This window comes from Amnibacterium kyonggiense (genome assembly GCF_004364555.1).
Lineage (GTDB): Bacteria > Actinomycetota > Actinomycetes > Actinomycetales > Microbacteriaceae > Amnibacterium > Amnibacterium kyonggiense.
In genome coordinates this window covers 13698-32172 of the sequence record NZ_SOAM01000002.1, presented here as the reverse complement: position 1 = coordinate 32172, position 18475 = coordinate 13698, and the positions used below count along the sequence as shown (strand labels likewise).

Genomic DNA, 18475 nt, shown 5'->3' with positions numbered 1-18475 from the left:
TCAGATCGAGTCGGCCTCCGACGGCTGCGCGATCGCGATGGCGGCGGTCTCCGGCCCCACCACCGCGATGCTCGCGGTGATCGGCGTCGAGTTCGTCAGGCGCTCGGGCGAGGTGAGCTCGAGCACGCGGGTGCGGTCCATGAGGCCGGCCTCGACGACGAGGTCCGCGACGTCGCGGCCGGTCAGCAGGGCGGTCTTCGCGAGCGCGGAGGCCGCGGCGTAGCCGATGTAGGGCGTGAGCGCCGTGACGACGCCGACGGACGTGCGGACCATGGAGTCGAGCCGATCGACGTTCGCCTGGATCCCCTCCACGCAGTGCAGGCGGAGCGTGCGGCAGCCGGCCGCGAGCCAGGCGACGTTCGTGAGGATCGAGTGGAGGATCAGCGGCTCGAACGCGTTCAGCTGCAGCTGGCCGGCCTCGGCCGCCATCGTGACCGAGACGTCGTGCCCGACGACCGCGAACGCGATCTGGTTCACGACCTCCGGGATCACCGGGTTGACCTTGCCGGGCATGATCGACGAGCCCGCCTGCCGCGGCGGCAGCACGATCTCGCCGAGGCCCGCCTGCGGGCCGGAGGACAGCAGCCGCAGGTCGTTGCAGATCTTCGAGAGCTTCACCGCCGCGCGCTTCAGCACGCCGGACATCTGCATGAACACGCCGGTGTCGCTGGTCGCCTCGATCAGGTCGCCGGCCGTCTCGTACTGCTCGCCGAGCATGTCGCTGAGGTGCGCCCGCACCGTCGCCGCGTACCGGGGGTCGGCCGTGATGCCCGTGCCGATCGCGGTGGCACCGAGGTTGATCTCCCGGAGCAGCGGCAGCACCTCCCGGATGCGCTCCTCGTCCTCCCCCAGCGTCGTCGCGAAGCCGTGGAACTCCTGCCCGAGCGTCATCGGGACCGCGTCCTGCAGCTGCGTGCGGCCGACCTTCAGCACGTCGTGGAACTCGTGCCCCTTGTCCGCGAACGCGCGCTTCAGCGCGACGTGCTCGACGAGCAGGTCCTCGAGCGCGAGCGCGATGGCGATCTTCCCCGCGGTCGGGTACACGTCGTTCGTGCTCTGGCTGCGGTTGACGTCGTCGATGGGGTTCAGGAAGGCGTAGTCGCCGAGCTCGCGACCGGCGAGCGCGAGCGCGACGTTCGCGACGACCTCGTTCGCGTTCATGTTCGTCGAGGTGCCGGCGCCGCCCTGGATGACGTCGACGACGAACTGGTCGTGGTGGGCCCCCTCCCGGATCGCGACGCAGGCGCGCTCGATCATCGCCGCCTTCGCGGGCTCGAGCACGTCGAGGTCGCGGTTCGCGCGGGCGGCCGCCTGCTTGACGATCGCGAGCGCGTCCACGAGCCGCGGATGGCGGGAGATCGGGGTGTTCGAGATCGGGAAGTTCTCGAGCGCCCGGGCGGTGTGCGCGCCCCAGTACGCCTCGGCGGGGATCTCGACCGCGCCGAGGCTGTCGGTCTCGGTGCGGGTGGTCGGGTGAGCGTCGTCGGTCACGGGCGATCAACCTACGCCCTGGGCCGCTCCTCGGATCCGTCCTGCTGCTGCGCGTCCACGAGGCGAGCGCGCAGGCGGAGGAGGAAGTCCCCGCGCTCGTGTCCGTCGAGCACCAGCGCGAGGTCCTCGAGATGGACGGACCAGCCGGCGGCGTACGGCGCACCGCCGTCGGCGGGCAGCCCGCGCTCCTCGACGGTCAGGCGTGCGCCGCCGTCGACGGCCTCGATCCGCGCCTCCACGACGGTCTCCTCGCCGTCGTCCTCCCGGTTCGCGACGACGAGGCGCCGAGGGGCGTCGCAGACGAGCACCCGCCCCGTCCCCTCCCAGCCGCTCGTGAAGCGGAGCCGCAGCGCCCCGCCCTCGCGGAGGTCGCCGGACACCTCCGCGACCCAGCGCGCGAGTCGCGCGGGCTCCGTGATCGCCGACCAGAGGTCGTCGACCGATGTCGCGAAGACGTCGTCCACGCGGACGAGGACTCGATCGCCGTCCTGCTCGACGACGGTGTGCGCCTGGTGCGTCATGATCCGGTCCTCTCCGCCCGCTTCCCGCGAGCGATCTCGGTGTGCAGCGCGTCGAAGCGGGATCGCCAGAGCGCGCGGTAGTCCTCGAGCCAGGCGTCCAGCTCGGCGAGCGGCTCGGCCCGCAGGGAGTAGACCCGGAACTGCGCCCGCGCCTCCACCTCGACCAGGCCGGCCTCCCGCAGCACCCGGAGGTGGCGGGAGACGCCGGGGCGCGCGATCGGCAGCCGCTCGGCGAGCTCGGTGACCGTCCGCGGACCCTCACGAAGGGCGTCGAGCACGGTGCGGCGACTCGCGTCGCCGATCGCCTGCAGCACCGCGTCCATGCGTCATGTGTACCTGACTGGGTACGTACCGGTCAAGGTACACAGCCGAGCGCGACGAGCCCCTCGTCGGACGTCCAGCCGACCAGGCGCAGGGTGGCGCCATGAAGCTGGCGCTGCACTTCCTGAACTTCACGATGCCCGGTGCGCCGGGCAGCCTCGCCACCACGCTCGCCGACACCGCGAAGGCGGCCGACGAGGGCGGCTTCGCCGCGATGACCGTCATGGACCACTGGTTCCAGATGATCCCGCTCGGCGGCTCCGCCGAGCCGATGCTCGAGGGCTACACGACCCTCGGGTACCTCGCCGGGAAGACCGAGCGGCTCAGGCTCGGCACGCTCGTGACCGGCGTCACCTACCGGCACCCCGCGCTGCTCGCGAAGATCGTGTCGACCCTGGACGTGCTGTCGCAGGGCCGCGCGTTCCTCGGCATCGGCGCCGCCTGGTACGAGGAGGAGCACGAGGCCTACGGCGTGCCCTACCCGCCGCTCAAGGAGCGGTTCGAGCGCCTGCGGGAGGCCCTGGAGATCTGCGCCCAGATGTGGAGCGAGAACGACGGTCCCTACGAGGGCCAGCACTACCGGCTCGGAGCGACGATCTGCAACCCGCAGCCGCTGCACCGGCCCGAGGTGCTGATCGGCGGATCGGGCGAGCGGAAGACGCTGCGGCTCGTCGCCGAGTTCGGCGACGCCTGCAACCTCTTCGACGCCGGCCCCGACGAGGTGGGCCGCAAGCTCGACGTGCTCCGCGGGCACTGCGACGACGTCGGCCGCGACTTCTCGACGATCCAGGCGACGCTCACGACAATGGGGCCCGACTCGCCTGACGACGTGGACGACTTCCTGACCCGGATGGAGCAGTACGCGGCGATCGGCATCGACCAGGTGTGGGTCCGCGCGGCGGCGCCCGACCCCGTCGGCTTCGCGACGCGGCTCGGCGAGACGGTCGTGCCGAGGCTCGCGCAGCTCGGCTGAGGAGCACCGGGCACCTCCTGCAACGTCTCGGGAAGTGTTGCGTAGCATCGCGGACGACGAGGAGGTCGACGATGCGGATCCGCGGTGCGGTGCTCGAGGAGTCCGGGCGGCCCGGTCCCTTCGCGGCCAGCCGCCCGCTCACGGTCGACGAGCTCGAGCTGGACGACCCCGGGCCGACCGAGCTGCTCGTCCGGATCGAAGCCGCCGGGATCTGCCATTCCGACCTGTCGGTCGTCGACGGCGACCGGCCGCGCCCGACGCCGATGCTGCTCGGGCACGAGGCTGCGGGCGTCGTCGAGCGGGTCGGCGCGGACGTCCGGGACGTGCACGAGGGCGACCGCGTCGTCCTCACGTTCCTGCCCCGTTGCGGCGAGTGCGCGGCCTGCGCGACGGACGGGCGCCTGCCGTGCGAGCGCGGCAGCGCGGCGAACGCGCGGGGTGAGCTGCTCGGCGGCGGCACGCGGCTGTCCCGGCGCGGCGAGCCGGTCGCCCACCACCTCGGCGCCTCGGCCTTCGCCGATCACGCGGTCGTCGACCGCCGCTCCGTCGTGCCAGTGCCCGCCGCGGTGCCGCCGGGGGTCGCGGCGCTGCTCGGCTGCGCCGTGCTGACGGGCGGCGGCGCGGTGCTGAACGCCTCCGGCGCCCGGGAGGGCGACCCGATCGCGATCGTCGGGCTCGGCGGGGTCGGCACCGCCGCGCTGCTCGTCGCCGTCGCGACCGGGCACCCCGTCGTCGCGATCGACGCCGTCCCGGCGAAGCTCGAGCACGCCCGTGCCTGCGGGGCGACCGAGGCATGGGCGCCCGAGGAGGCGGCGGACCGCGGCGTGCGGGCACCCGTCGTGATCGAGGCGGCGGGGCACCCGAAGGCCTTCGAGACGGCGTTCTCGGTGACCGCGCCCGGCGGGACGACGGTCACCGTGGGGCTCCCCCGCGCGGACGCGCGCTCGAGCCTCCCGCCGCTCACGCTGACGAGCGAGGCGCGCACGGTCGTGGGCAGCTACCTCGGCTCGTCGGTGCCGGCGCGCGACGTCCCGACGTTCGCGGACCTGTGGCTCGCCGGCCGGCTGCCCGTCGAGCGGCTGGTCAGCGGCCGCGTGGCGCTCGAGGACGTGAACGCGGCGATGGACGCGCTCGCCGGAGGCACCGCCCTCCGGCAGCTGATCGAGTTCGACTGAGGAGGACGCATGACGGGACGACGGATCGCGATCGTGACCGGAGGCGCGCGCGGCATCGGTGCCGCGATCGCGAAGCGGCTCGCGGCGCAGGAGCGGGCGGTCGCGGTGCTCGACCTCGACGAGGCGGCGACCGCCGACACGGTCGAGGCGATCCGGGCGGCCGGCGGCGAGGCGCTCGGCATCGGCGCGGACGTGTCGCGGGCGGAGGACGTGGCGGCGGCGGTCGCTCGGGTCGCGGATGAGCTGGGCGCCCCGACGATCCTCGTGAACAACGCGGGCATCCTCCGCGACAACCTCATCTTCAAGATGACCGACGCGGACTGGGACGCGGTCGTGGCCGTGCACCTCCGGGGCGCGTTCCTCATGAGCCGCGCCGTGCAGACGCACCAGGTGGAGGCGCGATGGGGGCGGATCGTCTCCCTGTCGTCGACGAGCGCGCTCGGCAACCGCGGGCAGGCGAACTACGCGGCCGTGAAGGCCGGGCTCCAGGGCTTCACGAAGACGCTCGCGATCGAGCTCGGCCGCTACGGCGTCACCGCGAACGCGATCGCGCCGGGGTTCATCGCGACGGACATGCTGCGGCAGACGGCCGAGCGGATGAAGGTCTCATACGAGGACTTCCTGGCCGGGGCGGCGAAGGAGATCCCCGTCGCGCGGGTCGGGCAGCCGCAGGACGTCGCGGAGGCGGCCGCGTTCTTCACCTCCGACGCCGCGTCGTTCGTGTCCGGCCAGGTGCTCTACGTCGCAGGAGGGCCGAAGGCATGAGATTCGACTCCCCCGAGGCGCTGCTGGACGCGGTCGGCACCGACCTCGGTACGAGCGACTGGCTGACGGTCGACCAGGCGCGGATCGACCGCTTCGCGGACGCGACCGACGACCACCAGTGGATCCACGTCGACCCGGAGCGCGCCGCGGGCGGGCCGTTCGGCGCGACGGTCGCACACGGCTACCTGTCGCTCTCCCTGCTCGCCCCGTTCCTGTTCGAGCTGCTGCAGGTCGACGCGTGCGCGCTCGTGGTGAACGCCGGATCGGACCGGGTGCGCTTCGTCTCCCCCGTGCGGGCGGGCTCGCGGATCCGGGCACGGGCGTCGATCGCGGGCGCCGAACGGACGTCGACCGGCATCCGGGCGCGGACAGCGGTCACCCTCGAGATCGAGGGTGCGGAGAAGCCCGCGCTCGTGGCGGAGACGCTGACGGTCTTCGTCCACGCCTGACCCTCGCGGATCCGCAGTTCTGAGCCGACACGCCGTCCGGAGGCCACCCGGGACCGGCGTGTCGCTCGAATTCTGCGGATCGGCGAAGGAGGTGCGGATCGGGGAGGTCAGGCGAGTCGCTCGACGACCATCGCCATGCCCTGACCGCCGCCGACGCACATCGTCTCGAGGCCGAAGGTCGCGTCCTTCGTCCGGAGCGCGTTCAGGAGGGTCGTGGTGATCCGCGCACCGGTCATGCCGAACGGGTGCCCGAGCGCGATCGCGCCGCCGTGGACGTTCAGCCGGTCCCACTCGACGCCGAGGTCGGCGGCGGACGGGATCACCTGCGCGGCGAACGCCTCGTTGATCTCGACGAGGTCGATGTCGCCGATCGTCATCCGGGCGTTCGCAAGGGCGCGCCGGCTCGCCTCCACCGGCCCGAGGCCCATGATCTCCGGCGAGAGCGCGCTGACGCCGGTCGACACGATGCGCGCGAGCGGGGTCAGCCCGAGGTCTTTCGCGAGCGCGTCCGACACGATCACGAGTGCGGCCGCGCCGTCGTTCAGCGGGCAGGCGTTGCCCGCCGTGACGGTGCCGTCCTTCCGGAACACCGGCTGCAGACCGGCGAGCGTCTCCACCGTGACGCCGGCACGCGGGCCGTCGTCCGTGCTCACGACCCGGCCGTCGGGGGTCTTGACGGGCGTGATCTCCCGCGCGAACACGCCGGCGGCGATCGCGGCCTCGGCCCGGTTCTGGCTCAGCGCCGCGTACTCGTCCTGCCGCTGCCGGCTCACGCCCTTCAGGCCGGCGACGTTCTCCGCGGTCTGCCCCATCGCGATGTACGCGTCCGGCAGGAGGCCGTCCTCGCGCGGGTCGTGCCACGCGCCGCCCTCCTCCGCCCGCCGCTGCGTCCGCGCCATCGCCTCGTCGAAGACGGGGTTGAGGATCGTCCGCGGGTCCTGGCCGGGGATGAAGTCCGCGCTGCCGTTCGCGAAGTGCGTGACCGACTCGACCCCGGCGGAGACGAACGCGTGCCCCTCCCCCGCCTTGATCGCGTGGAAGGCCATGCGCGTCGACTGCACGCTCGACGAGCAGTACCGGTTGACGGTCGTGCCGGGCATGAAGTCGTACCCGAGCCGCACCGCGACGATCCGGGCGATGTTCATGCCCTGCTCACCGCCGGGCAGCCCGCAGCCCATGATCAGGTCGTCGATGCGCTCCGGCGCCAGCTCCGGCACCGCGTCGAGCGCCTCCTGCACGAGCAGCGCCGCGAGGTCGTCCGGCCGGAACCCGACGAGCGATCCCTTGTTCGCACGTCCGATCGGCGAGCGCTTCGCCGCGACGATGACCGCTTCGGGCATTGCTGAGCTCCTTCGCTCGGGTGGATCGGGTCAGACGAAGGCGTTCATGCCCGTGATGGAGCGGCCGACGATGAGGGTGTTCATCTCGCGGGTGCCCTCGTACGAGTAGAGCGCCTCCGCATCCGCGAAGAAGCGGGCGACGCCCTTGTCGAGCACGATGCCGTTGCCGCCGAGGATCTCCCGCGCGTAGGCGACGGTCTCGCGCATGCGGGCGGTCGCGAACGCCTTCGCGAGCGCCGAGTGCTCGTCCTTCTGGATGCCCTGGTCCTGCATCTGCGACGCGCGGAGGCACATGCCGATCGAGGCGGTGATGTTGCCGAGGCCCTTCACGAGCAGGTCCTGGATCAGCTGATGGCTCGCGATCGGCTGCCCGAACTGCTGCCGGTCCTTGGCATAGGCGAGCGCCGCCTCCCACGCGCCGACCGCGACGCCGACCGCCTGCCAGGCGACCTCGCAGCGCGTGAGGCGCAGCACCGTCGCGACGTCGCGGAACGAGCGGATGCCCGGCAGCCGCTTCGCCTCCGGCACGCGGACGTCGACCATCGTGATGTCGGCGTTCTGCACGCTGCGGAGCGCGATCTTGTCCTCGATCTTGTCCGCGCGGAAGCCGGGCAGGTCGGTGTCGACGAGGAAGCCCTTCACCTGGCCGTCCGCCTCGTCCTTCGCCCAGATCACGACGAAGTCGCTGAAGGTCGCGTTGCCGATCCACCGCTTCGCGCCGTTCAGCACCCACTCGTCGCCCTCGCGACGGGCGGTGGTGCGGAGGCCGCGCGCGGAGTCGGAGCCGGAGTACGGCTCCGTCAGGCCGAAGGCGCCGAGCAGCTCGCCCCGCGCCATCTTCGGCAGGAGCTCCGCCTGCTGCTCCGGCGAGCCGCCGACGTGGATCGAGCCCATCGCGAGGCCGGACTGCACCCCGACGAACGTGGCGACGGAGGCGTCCACGCGGCCCATCTCGAGCGCCATCCAGCCGCGGAAGACGGCGGTGTTCTCGAACTTCCGCACCTCCGGCACGAACGGCCCGAGGGCGCCGAGGTCCGCGAGCCACGGGATGACCTGCTTCGGGAACTCCGCCCGGGCCCAGTACTCGTCCGCGATCGGCCGGACGCGCTCCTCGAACACGGCGCGGAACTCGGCCGCGTGCCGCTGCTCGTCCGGCGTGAGGAAGTCCTGGTAGCCGTAGAAGTCGCTGACCAGGTGGTCGAGCGTCGGCTCCTCCGAGCCCGTCGAAGTGTCCGCGGTGATCGTCATGGGTCGAAAGTCCTCCCTCGGCTGCGTCGCCGAGGCGAGTGTACGCATCACTTCTCAGAATGTTGCAGCGCTAGCATCCCCGGCATGACAGCCGTGGACGCGCCCCGGCGCACGACCGGGCCGGGCAGCCTCGGCGCGCGGCTCGTGCCGAGCGCGCTCGGCGAGCGGCTGCTCGTGCACGAGGACGCGCAGCGCGCGTTCCGCGCGGCCCGGCACCGGTTCATCGCGGGCGACCGCATCGACATGTCGGCGCTGGCCGCGGAGCTCGGCGTCGACCGCACCTCCCTGTTCCGCTGGGTCGGCAACCGCGACGCGCTGCTGGGCGAGATCCTGTGGAGCATCGCGGTCCCGACGTTCGACGCCGCGGACGCCGCCACCGACGCGCGCGGCGCGGACCGCGTCGAGGGCGCCCTCACCCGCTTCGTGCACGACCTCATCACCGCCGACTACTTCCGCGGCTGGATCGTCCGGGAGCCGTCCCGCGCCCTCCGGATCCTCACCGGCGACGCCACGCCCGTGCACCGCCGCTTCGTCGCGATCGTCGAGCTGCTGCTCGAGGAGGAGATCGCGGCCGGGAGGATGACGACGCCGCTGCCGCTGCACGACCTCGCGACCGTGCTCGTCCGCGTCGCGGAGTCCTACGCCTACGCCGACCTGATCGCCGGCGAGCGCCCCGACGCGGACCGCGCGGCCGCCGCCTTCGCGCTCGTGCTCGCGGCGACGAGGCCGCGGTCGTGACGGACGAGCGGCCGACCCTCGCGGACTACGGGTGGCGGCGGACGTTCCCCACCCGGTGGCACGACAACGACGTCTTCGGGCACCTGAACAACACGATCTACTACGCCGCGATGGACACGACCGTGACGAGCTGGCTGCTCGACGCCGGTGCGGCCCGCCACGGCCGACCCGTCGCCGCGGCGGAGACGGACCCGGCGTTCGTCGTCGCGTCCTCCTGCCGATACTTCGCCTCCGCCGCCTTCCCCGACGCGCTCGTCGTCGGGCTGCGGGCGGACCGGGTCGGCACGACGAGCGTCTCGTGGGGGCTCGGCATCTTCCGCGAGGAGGACGAGGAGCTGCTCGCGACCGGCACGTTCGTGCACGTGTTCGTCGGCCGCGACGACCGCCGGCCGATCCCCGTGCCGGAGCCCATCCGCGAGCGCATCCGCCACGAACTCGGAGCGGGCGCTTAACGCGACGAGGCAAGCTCAGCCACGTCACTTCGAAGGAGAAGCAGGAATGAACGACGACGTTCTCGACGGCCCCGGCAACGCGACGATCTCCGTCGCCACGATCCTCGCCGAGTCGGCGCACCGGTACCCGGACAAGACGGCCGTGATCTGGGCGGGCCAGACCGGTCCGCAGTCCCGCGCCACGTACGCCGAGCTGTGGCGCGACGCGAAGGCGATCGCCGGCGCGCTGAAGGCCCGCGGCGTCGGCCGCGGCGACCGGGTCGCGATGCTCGTGCCGAACGTGCCCGACTTCCCGAAGGTCTACTACGCGGTCCTCGCGATCGGCGCCGTCGCGGTGCCGATCCACCTCCTGTTCAAGAAGGACGAGATCGCGCACGTGCTCCGCGACAGCGGGGCGAAGCTCGTCGTGATCGGTGCGCCGAGCCTCGGTGAGGCGCTGCCGGCGGCGATGGAGGGCGGCGTCGACGCCGTCTCGGTCCTGCTGCCCGAGGCGGCGAAGGACCTCGCACCGATCCCGCGCCTCGAGGAGCTCGCCGCAGCGGCGGAGCCGATCGTCCGGCAGGAGGCGATGGGACCGCTCGAGCCCGCGACCCTCCTCTACACGAGCGGTACGACCGGGACGCCGAAGGGCGCCGTCGGCGCGCACTTCTCGCTCGTCGAGCAGGTGAACGTGTCGCTCATCGACCTGTTCGACATGCGCCACGACGACGTCGTGTTCGGCGGCCTCCCGCTGTTCCACACGTTCGGGCAGACCTGCGTGCTGAACACCGCGTTCCGCAAGGGTGCGACGATCGTCATGCTGCCGAAGTTCGAGCCGGCCGCCGCGCTGACCGCGATGGCCGAGCACGGCGCGACCGTGTTCACGGCCGTGCCGACGATGTACGTCGGCCTGCTCGCGGGCGCTCGCGCCGGTGCGCCGAAGCCGCAGCTCCGCTACGCGGTCTCCGGCGGCGCCCCGCTGCCGCTGGCGGTGCTCGAGGAGTTCTCGGACGTCTTCGGCGCGACCGTCTACGAGGGCTACGGCCTGACCGAGACCTCCCCGGTCGTGTCCTTCAACCCGATCGGCAAGGAGATCCGCCCCGGCACCATCGGCGTCCCGATCTGGGGCTCCGACGTCCTGATCGCCGACCCGGAGGTCGACGACCGGATCGTGGAGCTGCCCCGCGGCGAGCTCGGGGAGCTCGTCGTCCGCGGCCACAACCTGTTCAAGGGCTACCTCGGGCGGCCGGAGGCGAACCGCGAGGCCGTCGTCGACGGCTGGTTCCGCACCGGTGACCTCGCGACGATGGGCGACGACGACTACCTGACGATCGTCGACCGCAAGAAGGACATGATCCTGCGGAACGGCTACAACGTGTACCCGACCGAGGTCGAGGGCGTCATGATGCGGCACCCCGCCGTGCAGGCCGCGGCCGTGTTCGGGACGCCGCACGCGAAGCACGGGCAGGAGGTCGAAGCGGCCGTCGTGCTGAAGGAGGGCGCCTCCGCGACCCCGGAGGAGCTGCGCGACTTCGTGAAGGCGAAGATCGCGGCGTACAAGTTCCCGCGCGTCGTCCGCATCGTCGACGAGCTGCCGCTCGGCCCGTCCGGCAAGGTGCTGAAGCGCGAGCTGACCCGCGTCTACACGGAGGAGCAGCAGCCCGCCGGCGTCTGAACCGCAGGGTTCACCGATACGGAGATCCGGTCCACCGGATCTCCGTATCGGTGAACCCGGGCCGGGTCACGGGCGCGGGGTGCCGTAGATGGTCGTGCACCAGACGTCCGCCAGGACGTCGAGGACCTCGTCCGGCGCGAGCGCGGGCTGCTCGCCGGCGAAGGACGCGACGAGCACCCGCTCGTTCATCGCGTTCAGTGCGACGCTGGTGGCCCGCGGGTCGACGATCTCGCGCGCGCGGCCGCGCCGCCGCTCGGCGACGATCGTGGAGGCCGTGAGGTCGACCCAGCGGCCGGAACGCCTCGCCCACTCGTCCCGGAGCTCCGGCACGGTCGCCCGCGCCTCCGCGAGCGTCACGGACACCGCGCGATGCGCGCCGAACACGTCGACGAAGACGCCGATCGACGAGCGCCACCACCCCGCCGGGTCGTCGCCGGGCAGGCCGATGCCGGCGAGCCCTTCGTCGACCTCCGCGACCATGCGGTCGAGCAGCTCGAGCAGGACCGCCTGCTTCGAGACGAAGTAGAAGTAGAACGCGCTGCGGGAGATCGCGGCACCGGCCGCGATCTCGTCGACCGCGATGTCCGCGAGCGGGCGCGTCTGCAGCAGGCCCTCGAGGGCGTCGACGATGGCGCGCTGCCGATCGTCGCCCGACGGCCGCGCACCCCGCCTGCCCCGGGTCGTCGTGCTCATGACCTGAGCCTAGCCAGCGAGCTCCGACACGGTGTCGACTTTCTCGACACGGTGTCGATAGCCTGGGTGCGCGGGAGGTCGAAGATGACGGAGCACCTGGACGTGGTGATCGTGGGCGCGGGCCTGTCGGGCGTGGGCGCCGCGGCGACCCTCGCTCGTCGGATGCCGGGCAGCCGGTTCGCGGTCCTCGAGTCGCGCGATGTGATCGGCGGTACGTGGGACCTGTTCCGCTACCCCGGCGTGCGCTCCGACTCGGACATGTACACGCTCGGCTATGCGGCCCGCCCGTGGCCCGGCGAGAAGGCGATCGCGGACGGCGACGACATCCGCGAGTACGTGCGACGCACGGCGGAGGAGACCGGTGTCCGCGACCGCGTCCGGTTCCGCACCCGCGTCGTCGCGGCCTCCTGGCGGTCCGACCGGTCGCGCTGGGAGCTCACGCTGCTGCACCGGGACCCGGCCGCGACGGGCGAGTGGCGCGAGGGCGAAGCCGGCACGACGAGCACGATCACCTGCTCGTTCCTGTTCGGCTGCACCGGCTACTACCGCTACGACGAGGGCTACTCCCCCGAGATCCCGGGCCTCGGCGACTTCGCCGGAACGGTCGTGCATCCGCAGCACTGGCCCGCCGACCTCGACCCGGCGGGCAAGCGGTTCGTCATCATCGGCAGCGGCGCGACCGCCGTCACGCTCGTGCCCGCCCTCGCGAAGCGGGGCGCGCACGCCGTCATGCTGCAGCGCTCCCCCACCTACGTCGCCGCGGTGCCGTCGCGCGACCGGCTCGCCCTGCGGCTGAAAGGACGCCTGCCCGCGTCCCTCGCGTACCGCATCGTCCGGACGAAGCACATCCTCGGCTCGATCGTGCTGTACCAGTACGCCCGCCGCAGGCCGGCGGCGATGAAGGCCGTGCTGCGGAACGCGGCGAAGGCGAAGCTGCCCGCCTCCTTCGACGTCGACACCCACTTCGCGCCCCGCTACGACCCGTGGGACCAGCGGCTCTGCGCGGTGCCGGGCGGCGATCTCTTCCGGGCGATCACCGCCGGGGACGCGGACGTCGTGACGGACCGCATCGAACGGATCGACGAGCGCGGGGTCCGGCTCGCGTCGGGCGGTCGGCTCGACGCGGACGTGCTCGTCACCGCGACCGGCCTCAACGTGCTCGTGCTCGGCGGGATCCGCCTGGACGTCGACGGCCGGCCCGTCGATCCCGGCCGGACGATGGCCTACAAGGGCTTCATGCTCGCCGGGGTGCCGAACCTGGCGTACACGATCGGCTACACGAACTCCTCCTGGACCCTGCGCGCCGACCTCGTCGCGAACGGCGTCGTCGACCTGCTGCAGCGCATGCGCCGCCGCGGCACCCCGGTCGTCACCCCGCAGGCCTCGGAGGACACCGGCCCGACCGCGCCGGTCATCGACCTGGCCGCCGGTTACATCCGCCGCGGGCTCGCCCAGCTGCCGCGGCAGGGCGCCCGCTCGCCGTGGAAGGTGCACCAGAACTACCTGCGCGAGCTCCTCCTGTTCCGCATCGACCCGCGCCGCCGTGCGCTCCGCTTCGAGCCCGCCGCCCGGCGGGCGTGACCCGAAAGGCACCATGCCCTCCTCCAGCCCCTTCGCCCGCGTCACCGTGCTCGGCCTCGGCGTGCTCGGCGCGCAGATCGCCCTGCAGACCGCGGCGCACGGCGTCGACGTGACCGCGTTCGACATCGACGACGCCGCGCTCACCACGGGACGCGGCCGGCTCGACGCGTTCGCCGCCGAAGCGGCCGCGCAGATGCCGGACGCCGAGGCCTACCGCGGCGCCCCCGGCCGAATCCGCCTCGTCAGCGACCTCGCGGAGGCCGTCCGGGAGGCGGACCTCGTCATCGAGGCCGTGCCCGAGCGCCTCGAGCTGAAGCGCGACGTGTGGGCCCGGATCGGCGCGGCGGCACCCGAGGCGACGGTGTTCGCGACGAACTCCTCCAGCCTGCTGCCGAGCGCCATCGCGGACGCGACCGGGCGCCCCGACCGGTTCCTCGCCCTCCACTTCGCGAACCACGTGTGGGTGAACAACACCGCCGAGGTGATGGGCACCCCCGCCACCGATCCGGAGGTCGCGGACCGCGTGCAGGCGTTCGCCGAGGCCATCGGCATGGTCGCGATCCGGCTGCACAAGGAGCAGCCGGGCTACGTGCTGAACTCCCTCCTCATCCCCTTCCTCGGGGCCGCCGCCGAGCTGCTCGTGAAGGGCGTCGCCGACCCCGCGACCATCGACCTGACCTGGCGGAAGGCGACCGGCGCGCCCGCGGGCCCGTTCCAGATCTACGACGTCGTCGGGCTCCGCACCGCCTACGCGATCGCCTCCGCCGACCCCCGGGCCGCGGTCTGGGCGGCGTACCTGAAGGAGCACTACCTCGACCAGGGGAAGCTGGGCGTCGAGTCCGGCGAGGGCTTCTACCGCTACTGACCACCCCGCCACCACGAGACGAAGGACGGATCCCGTGCCGCTCGACCCCGACACCGCGCAGATGCTGCAGGAGCTGCAGCGCCGCGGCCTCCCCGGCCCCGCCGACTCCGACGTGCCCACGGCGCGCGCGGTGCTGCGCGGCATCTCCGGCGCCGACCGCCGCGACCCGGCGACGCTGCCGCGCATCGGGGAGATCCGCGACGAGGTGATCGGCGGCGTGCGGTGCCGCGTGTACCGGCCGCAGGTCTCCTCCCCCGCACCGACGATCGTCTACCTGCACGGTGGCGGCTTCGTCATGGGTGACCTCGACACGCACGACCTGACCGTGCGGCTGCTCGCGACCGACGTCGGCGCGGTCGTCATCAGCGTCGACTACGGCCTCGCGCCCGAGCGCCCCTTCCCGGGCGGGGTGGAGGACGCCTGGTCCGTCTTCGCGACGGTCGCCGGCCGCATCGAGGAGTTCGGCGGCGACCCGGACCGGCTCGTCGTGGGCGGCGACAGCGCCGGCGCGAACCTCGCTGCCGTCACCGCGGTCCACGCCCGCGATGCGGGGATCCCGCTCGCCGCGCAGCTGCTCGCCTACCCGGCGGTCGACCCGGGCGGCGACTACGCCTCCCGCGGCGAGAACGCGGAGGGCTACTTCCTCACCGCGCGCGACATGGACTGGTTCTTCGAGCAGTACACCGGCCTGCAGCCGGACGCCGAGGAGGCGCGCGCCCTGATCGACGACCCACGGATCGCGCCGCTGCGCACGCCCGATCTCGCGGGCGTCGCGCCCGCCGTCATCGCGACCGCGGAGTACGACCCGCTGCGCGACGAGGGCGTCGCGTACGCGGCGGCGCTGGTCGCGGCCGGGGTGCCGGTCTGGCACCGCACCTATCCCGGGCTGATCCACGGCTTCTACGGCACGCCGCTGCCGGGATCGCTCCGCGCGACGCACGAGATCGACGCCGCCCTCGCCGACCTGCTGCGCTGAGCGGCCTGAGCGCGTTCTGCAGGTCTGCCGGGGAACGGCTGCGACGTCGGCGGTCTGCTTGCAGCGTCGGCGCGCGACCGGTCGGGTGGACGTGACACGCCGACGTCGGCGGGAACGGAGCGGACATGCGTGAGTTGCGCATCCTGAAGCCGATCGTGAAGCTCGAGGACGCGGCGGTCCTCGACGGCGTGATCGCCCGCGTGCACGGCGTCGTCGACGCCGTGCTGAAGCCGCGGGCGCTGGAGGACGTGCTGCACGGCGTACCAGCAGGCCACCCCCTGCACCCGGCGATGGTCCTGGTGCCCGCCGGCAGCTGGATCGGCGCCGCCGTGCTCGACCTCGTGCCGGGCACCGAGCGCGCGGCCCGCGTGCTCGTCGGGGCCGGCGTGGTCGGGGCCCTCCCCGCGATCGCCGCCGGCTGGGCCGATTGGGCGCGCTCGGACCGGCAGCAGCAGCGCGTCGGCATCGTGCACGCCGTCGCGAACGAGACCGCGTGGATGCTCTACGCCGCCTCCTGGCTCGCACGCAGGAGCGGGCGCGAGGGCCTCGGCAAGGCGCTCGGCTTCGCGGGCTTCGGCCTCGTCGGGTTCGGCGGATACCTCGGCGGCCACCTGGGCTACCGCCAGGCGGTCGGCGCGAACCACGCCGACGCCGTCGTCCACACCTTCCCCGAGGGCTGGCACGCGATCGGCGAGCTCGACGAGCTGCCGGAGGAGGAGCCGGTGCGGGGCGAGATCGGCGGGACGGCCCTGTTCGTCCTCCGCCGCGGCGGCCGCGTCGACGTGCTCGCCGACGTGTCGACGCACCTCGGCGAGCCGCTCTCGGACGGCGTGCTCACCGATCCCGGCCACGCCGGGGCGACGATCACGACCACCCGGGGCAGCGTCTTCGAGATCGCGACCGGCGATGTCGTCCACGGCCCGGCGACGGCGCCGGCGATCCGCTTCGAGACGCGCATCACCGGCGAGCTCGTCGAGATCCGCCTCCCCCGCCCCTGAGTTCTCGTTTCGCCCCCGGAGAGCGGCGGACCATGCCGCCGAAGCGCACGGCTCAGCTGCGCTGGCGACGCTCCCTCACGCGCATGTTGACCACGATCGGCGTGCCCACGAAGCCGTAGACCTCGCGGAGGCGGCGCTGCACGAAACGGCGGTACCCCGGGTCGAGGAAGCCGGTCGTGAACAGCACGAAGGTGGGCGGCCGGCTGCCGGCCTGCGTCCCGAACAGGATGCGGGGCTGCTTGCCGCCGCGGACGGGGTGCGGGTGCGCCGCCGTGAGCTCGGCGATGAAAGCGTTGAACTTGCCGGTCGGGATGCGCGTGTCCCAGCCGTCGAGCGCCGCCTCGAGCGCCGGGACGAGCTTCTCGAGGTGCCGACCGGTGCGGGCGGAGATGTTCACGCGCGGCGCCCACGCGACGTGCGCGAGCTCCTGCTCGATCTCCCGCTCGAGGTACCGGCGGCGGTCGTCGTCGAGCAGGTCCCACTTGTTGAACGCGAGCACGAGCGCTCGGCCGGACTCGAGCACCATGTCGACGATGCGGATGTCCGCCTCGCTGATCGGCTCGGTGACGTCGAACAGGACCACCGCGACCTCGGCGCGCTCGAGCGCGGCCTGCGTGCGGAGGGAGGCGTAGAAGTCCGCGCCCTGCGAGAGGTGCGTCCGGCGGCGGATGCCCGCGGTGTCGACGAAGCGCCACACCGTGCCGGCGATCTCGATCTGCTCGTCGACCGGGTCGCGCGTGGTGCCCGCGGTGTCGGAGACGACCACGCGCTCCTCGCGCGCCGACTTGTTCAGCAGGCTCGACTTGCCGACGTTCGGCCGCCCGACGAGGGCGACGCGACGCGGTCCGCGCTCCTCGGGCTTCGCGACCGCGGACTCGGTCGGCAGGATCCGCATGACCTCGTCGAGCAGGTCCGCGACGCCGCGGCCGTGCACCGCGGAGGTCGGCCACGGCTCGCCGAGACCGAGGCCCCAGAGCTCGCCGATGTACGCCTCCTGCCGCTCGCCGTCGACCTTGTTCGCGACGAGCCGGACGGGCTTCTTCGAGGCGCGGAGCATCCTGACGACCTGCTCGTCCGTGCTCGTGGCGCCGACGATCGAGTCGACGACGAAGAGCACGGCGTCGGCGAGGTCGATCGCGATCTCGGCCTGCGCGGCGACGGCCGCGTCGAGCCCTGAGGCGTCGGGCTCCCAGCCGCCGGTGTCGACGAGCGTGAACTCGCGTCCCTCCCACTCGGCGCGATAGGTCACGCGGTCGCGCGTCACGCCCGGCACGTCCTCGACGACCGCGGCGCGGCGCCCGAGGATCCGGTTCACGAGCGCCGACTTGCCGACGTTCGGCCGGCCGACGATCGCGAGCACCGGCAGCGCGGCGCCCGCGCCGGACTCGGCGTCCTCGATGTCACCCGCTTCGAGCAGCAGGCGGTCCTCGTCCTCGAGCGCGTAGTCCTCGAGCCCGAGCCGCAGGGTCGCCGCCCTCCGCTCGGCCGCGTCGTCGTCGATCGCGCCGAGGCGCTCCGCGAGGTCGTCGGGGGTGGCGTCGAACTCGTCGTCGGCGTCGGTCATGAGACGGGCTCCAATCCGGCCGCCTGGCGCACCAGGGCGACGAGGGCGCCGACGGTGCCGGCGAAGTCGAGGTCGGTCGAGTCGAGCGTGGTCACGCCCTCCGCGGCCTCGAGGAAGTCGACCACGCGGCTGTCCTTCGCGTCGCGCTCGGCGATCGAGCGCGCGACGGCGCCGTGGTCCTCCTCGGGCAGCTCGCGCGCCCGGCGCGACGCCCGCACCTCGGGGCTCGCGGTGAGCAGCACCCGGACGTCCGCGTGCGGCGCGACGACGGTGGTGATGTCGCGGCCCTCGGCGACGACGCCCGGCTCGGCGGCGGCCAGCCGCGCGCGGAAGCCGTCGTTCAGCCGCGCCCGCACGGCGGGCACGCGAGCGATGCCGCTGACCGCCGCGGTGACGCGCGGGGTCCGGATGGCCTCCGTCACGTCGACGTCGCCGACTCGCACCCAGCGCTCCGCCGGGTCGTCGGCGGAGGTGAACGCGAAGCCGTCGAGGGCGCGCTCGACGTCGCCCGCGTCCTCCGGGTCGCCGCCGTGCTCGAGCACGCTCCATGCCAGGGCGCGGTACGCGGCCCCCGTGTCGAGGAAGGCGTAGCCGAGCTCGACCGCGGCCGCCCGCGAGACGCTCGACTTGCCGCTCCCGGCCGGGCCGTCCACCGCCACGATCACGCCCAC

At 73.2% G+C, this 18475-nt stretch carries 19 protein-coding genes; 11 read left to right on the top strand and 8 right to left on the bottom strand.

Annotated features, from left to right (window positions below):
- The 3 genes from CLV52_RS08525 to CLV52_RS08515 are packed head-to-tail and all read right to left on the bottom strand — an operon-like array spanning window position 1 to window position 2335.
- A complete protein-coding gene (locus CLV52_RS08525) occupies window positions 1–1491 on the bottom strand; it encodes an aspartate ammonia-lyase (RefSeq protein ID WP_133765944.1) in 1491 nt (496 codons plus the stop codon).
- Window positions 1492–1502: 11 nt separating this feature from the next.
- Window positions 1503–2012, bottom strand: coding sequence for an SRPBCC family protein (locus CLV52_RS08520; protein WP_133765943.1), 510 nt, complete (start codon window positions 2010–2012; stop codon window positions 1503–1505).
- Entirely contained in the window at window positions 2009–2335 is a 327-nt protein-coding gene (locus CLV52_RS08515; protein WP_133765942.1) for an ArsR/SmtB family transcription factor, read from the bottom strand. Before CLV52_RS08515 ends, CLV52_RS08520 begins: the two co-directional genes overlap by 4 nt.
- A gap of 101 nt (window positions 2336–2436) precedes the next feature.
- On the opposite strand from CLV52_RS08515, the gene CLV52_RS08510 reads away from it, so the two are divergent.
- The 4 genes from CLV52_RS08510 to CLV52_RS08495 all read left to right on the top strand — a co-directional run bounded on the left by CLV52_RS08510 (window position 2437) and on the right by CLV52_RS08495 (window position 5695).
- Window positions 2437–3306, top strand: coding sequence for an LLM class F420-dependent oxidoreductase (locus CLV52_RS08510; protein WP_133765941.1), 870 nt, complete (start codon window positions 2437–2439; stop codon window positions 3304–3306).
- A 71-nt stretch (window positions 3307–3377) separates the two neighbouring features.
- Complete coding sequence (locus tag CLV52_RS08505; protein ID WP_133765940.1) at window positions 3378–4481, top strand: alcohol dehydrogenase catalytic domain-containing protein; 1104 nt, start codon at window positions 3378–3380, stop codon at window positions 4479–4481.
- Between the two features lie 9 nt (window positions 4482–4490).
- Complete coding sequence (fabG, locus tag CLV52_RS08500) at window positions 4491–5246, top strand: 3-oxoacyl-ACP reductase FabG (protein WP_133765939.1); 756 nt, start codon at window positions 4491–4493, stop codon at window positions 5244–5246.
- The gene (locus CLV52_RS08495) at window positions 5243–5695 is read left to right on the top strand and encodes a MaoC family dehydratase (RefSeq protein ID WP_133765938.1); all 453 of its coding nucleotides are present in this window, start codon (window positions 5243–5245) and stop codon (window positions 5693–5695) included. The genes fabG and CLV52_RS08495 overlap by 4 nt, the downstream gene beginning before the upstream one ends.
- Before the next feature lie 107 nt (window positions 5696–5802).
- On the opposite strand, the gene CLV52_RS08490 is transcribed toward CLV52_RS08495, so the two are convergent.
- A complete protein-coding gene (locus CLV52_RS08490) occupies window positions 5803–7035 on the bottom strand; it encodes an acetyl-CoA C-acetyltransferase (RefSeq protein WP_133765937.1) in 1233 nt (410 codons plus the stop codon).
- A gap of 30 nt (window positions 7036–7065) precedes the next feature.
- Window positions 7066–8283, bottom strand: coding sequence for an acyl-CoA dehydrogenase family protein (locus CLV52_RS08485; RefSeq protein ID WP_133765936.1), 1218 nt, complete (start codon window positions 8281–8283; stop codon window positions 7066–7068).
- A gap of 84 nt (window positions 8284–8367) precedes the next feature.
- On the opposite strand from CLV52_RS08485, the gene CLV52_RS08480 reads away from it, so the two are divergent.
- Genes CLV52_RS08480 through CLV52_RS08470 form a run of 3 tightly spaced genes read left to right on the top strand, consistent with a single transcriptional unit; the run spans window position 8368 to window position 11127 of the window.
- On the top strand, window positions 8368–9021 hold the full coding sequence (locus CLV52_RS08480; protein ID WP_133765935.1) for a QsdR family transcriptional regulator: 654 nt from the start codon (window positions 8368–8370) through the stop codon (window positions 9019–9021).
- Window positions 9018–9473 (top strand): acyl-CoA thioesterase, encoded by a 456-nt coding sequence (locus tag CLV52_RS08475; protein ID WP_133765934.1) that lies wholly within the window; start codon window positions 9018–9020, stop codon window positions 9471–9473. Before CLV52_RS08480 ends, CLV52_RS08475 begins: the two co-directional genes overlap by 4 nt.
- Window positions 9474–9519: 46 nt before the next feature.
- Window positions 9520–11127, top strand: a complete 1608-nt coding sequence (locus tag CLV52_RS08470) for a long-chain-fatty-acid--CoA ligase (RefSeq protein WP_133765933.1) — start codon at window positions 9520–9522, stop codon at window positions 11125–11127.
- A gap of 66 nt (window positions 11128–11193) precedes the next feature.
- Here the strand turns inward: CLV52_RS08470 and CLV52_RS08465 are convergent, their stop codons facing one another.
- Window positions 11194–11820: a TetR/AcrR family transcriptional regulator gene (locus CLV52_RS08465; protein ID WP_133765932.1), complete on the bottom strand. Its 627-nt coding sequence runs from the start codon at window positions 11818–11820 to the stop codon at window positions 11194–11196.
- An 84-nt stretch (window positions 11821–11904) separates the two neighbouring features.
- On the opposite strand from CLV52_RS08465, the gene CLV52_RS08460 reads away from it, so the two are divergent.
- The 4 genes from CLV52_RS08460 (at window position 11905) to CLV52_RS08445 (ending at window position 16240) form a co-directional block, all read left to right on the top strand.
- Complete coding sequence (locus tag CLV52_RS08460) at window positions 11905–13401, top strand: flavin-containing monooxygenase (RefSeq protein ID WP_133765931.1); 1497 nt, start codon at window positions 11905–11907, stop codon at window positions 13399–13401.
- 13 nt (window positions 13402–13414) lie between these two features.
- The gene (locus CLV52_RS08455) at window positions 13415–14266 is read left to right on the top strand and encodes a 3-hydroxyacyl-CoA dehydrogenase (protein WP_133765930.1); all 852 of its coding nucleotides are present in this window, start codon (window positions 13415–13417) and stop codon (window positions 14264–14266) included.
- A 34-nt stretch (window positions 14267–14300) separates the two neighbouring features.
- Window positions 14301–15242: an alpha/beta hydrolase gene (locus tag CLV52_RS08450; RefSeq protein WP_211342660.1), complete on the top strand. Its 942-nt coding sequence runs from the start codon at window positions 14301–14303 to the stop codon at window positions 15240–15242.
- 125 nt (window positions 15243–15367) lie between these two features.
- Complete coding sequence (locus CLV52_RS08445; RefSeq protein WP_133765929.1) at window positions 15368–16240, top strand: Rieske (2Fe-2S) protein; 873 nt, start codon at window positions 15368–15370, stop codon at window positions 16238–16240.
- A gap of 52 nt (window positions 16241–16292) precedes the next feature.
- On the opposite strand, the gene der is transcribed toward CLV52_RS08445, so the two are convergent.
- Window positions 16293–17804: a ribosome biogenesis GTPase Der gene (gene der, locus CLV52_RS08440; RefSeq protein WP_133765928.1), complete on the bottom strand. Its 1512-nt coding sequence runs from the start codon at window positions 17802–17804 to the stop codon at window positions 16293–16295.
- Window positions 17801–18475 carry a (d)CMP kinase gene (gene cmk, locus CLV52_RS08435; RefSeq protein WP_133765927.1) on the bottom strand — a complete coding sequence of 225 codons (675 nt, stop codon included), beginning with the start codon at window positions 18473–18475 and terminating at the stop codon, window positions 17801–17803. The genes der and cmk overlap by 4 nt, the downstream gene beginning before the upstream one ends.

Bases quoted from the DNA above. Each gene is read 5' to 3' on its own strand.
- CLV52_RS08470 (WP_133765933.1), top strand. From the start codon at position 9,520: ATGAACGACGACGTTCTCGACGGCCCCGGCAACGCGACGATCTCCGTC.
- CLV52_RS08505 (WP_133765940.1), top strand. From the start codon at position 3,378: ATGCGGATCCGCGGTGCGGTGCTCGAGGAGTCCGGGCGGCCCGGTCCC.
- CLV52_RS08510 (WP_133765941.1), top strand. From the start codon at position 2,437: ATGAAGCTGGCGCTGCACTTCCTGAACTTCACGATGCCCGGTGCGCCG.
- CLV52_RS08445 (WP_133765929.1), top strand. From the start codon at position 15,368: ATGCGTGAGTTGCGCATCCTGAAGCCGATCGTGAAGCTCGAGGACGCG.
- CLV52_RS08490 (WP_133765937.1), bottom strand. From the start codon at position 7,035: ATGCCCGAAGCGGTCATCGTCGCGGCGAAGCGCTCGCCGATCGGACGT.
- CLV52_RS08460 (WP_133765931.1), top strand. From the start codon at position 11,905: ATGACGGAGCACCTGGACGTGGTGATCGTGGGCGCGGGCCTGTCGGGC.
- CLV52_RS08485 (WP_133765936.1), bottom strand. From the start codon at position 8,283: ATGACGATCACCGCGGACACTTCGACGGGCTCGGAGGAGCCGACGCTC.
- der (WP_133765928.1), bottom strand. From the start codon at position 17,804: ATGACCGACGCCGACGACGAGTTCGACGCCACCCCCGACGACCTCGCG.
- CLV52_RS08515 (WP_133765942.1), bottom strand. From the start codon at position 2,335: ATGGACGCGGTGCTGCAGGCGATCGGCGACGCGAGTCGCCGCACCGTG.
- CLV52_RS08480 (WP_133765935.1), top strand. From the start codon at position 8,368: ATGACAGCCGTGGACGCGCCCCGGCGCACGACCGGGCCGGGCAGCCTC.
- CLV52_RS08520 (WP_133765943.1), bottom strand. From the start codon at position 2,012: ATGACGCACCAGGCGCACACCGTCGTCGAGCAGGACGGCGATCGAGTC.
- fabG (WP_133765939.1), top strand. From the start codon at position 4,491: ATGACGGGACGACGGATCGCGATCGTGACCGGAGGCGCGCGCGGCATC.
- CLV52_RS08455 (WP_133765930.1), top strand. From the start codon at position 13,415: ATGCCCTCCTCCAGCCCCTTCGCCCGCGTCACCGTGCTCGGCCTCGGC.
- CLV52_RS08495 (WP_133765938.1), top strand. From the start codon at position 5,243: ATGAGATTCGACTCCCCCGAGGCGCTGCTGGACGCGGTCGGCACCGAC.
- CLV52_RS08465 (WP_133765932.1), bottom strand. From the start codon at position 11,820: ATGAGCACGACGACCCGGGGCAGGCGGGGTGCGCGGCCGTCGGGCGAC.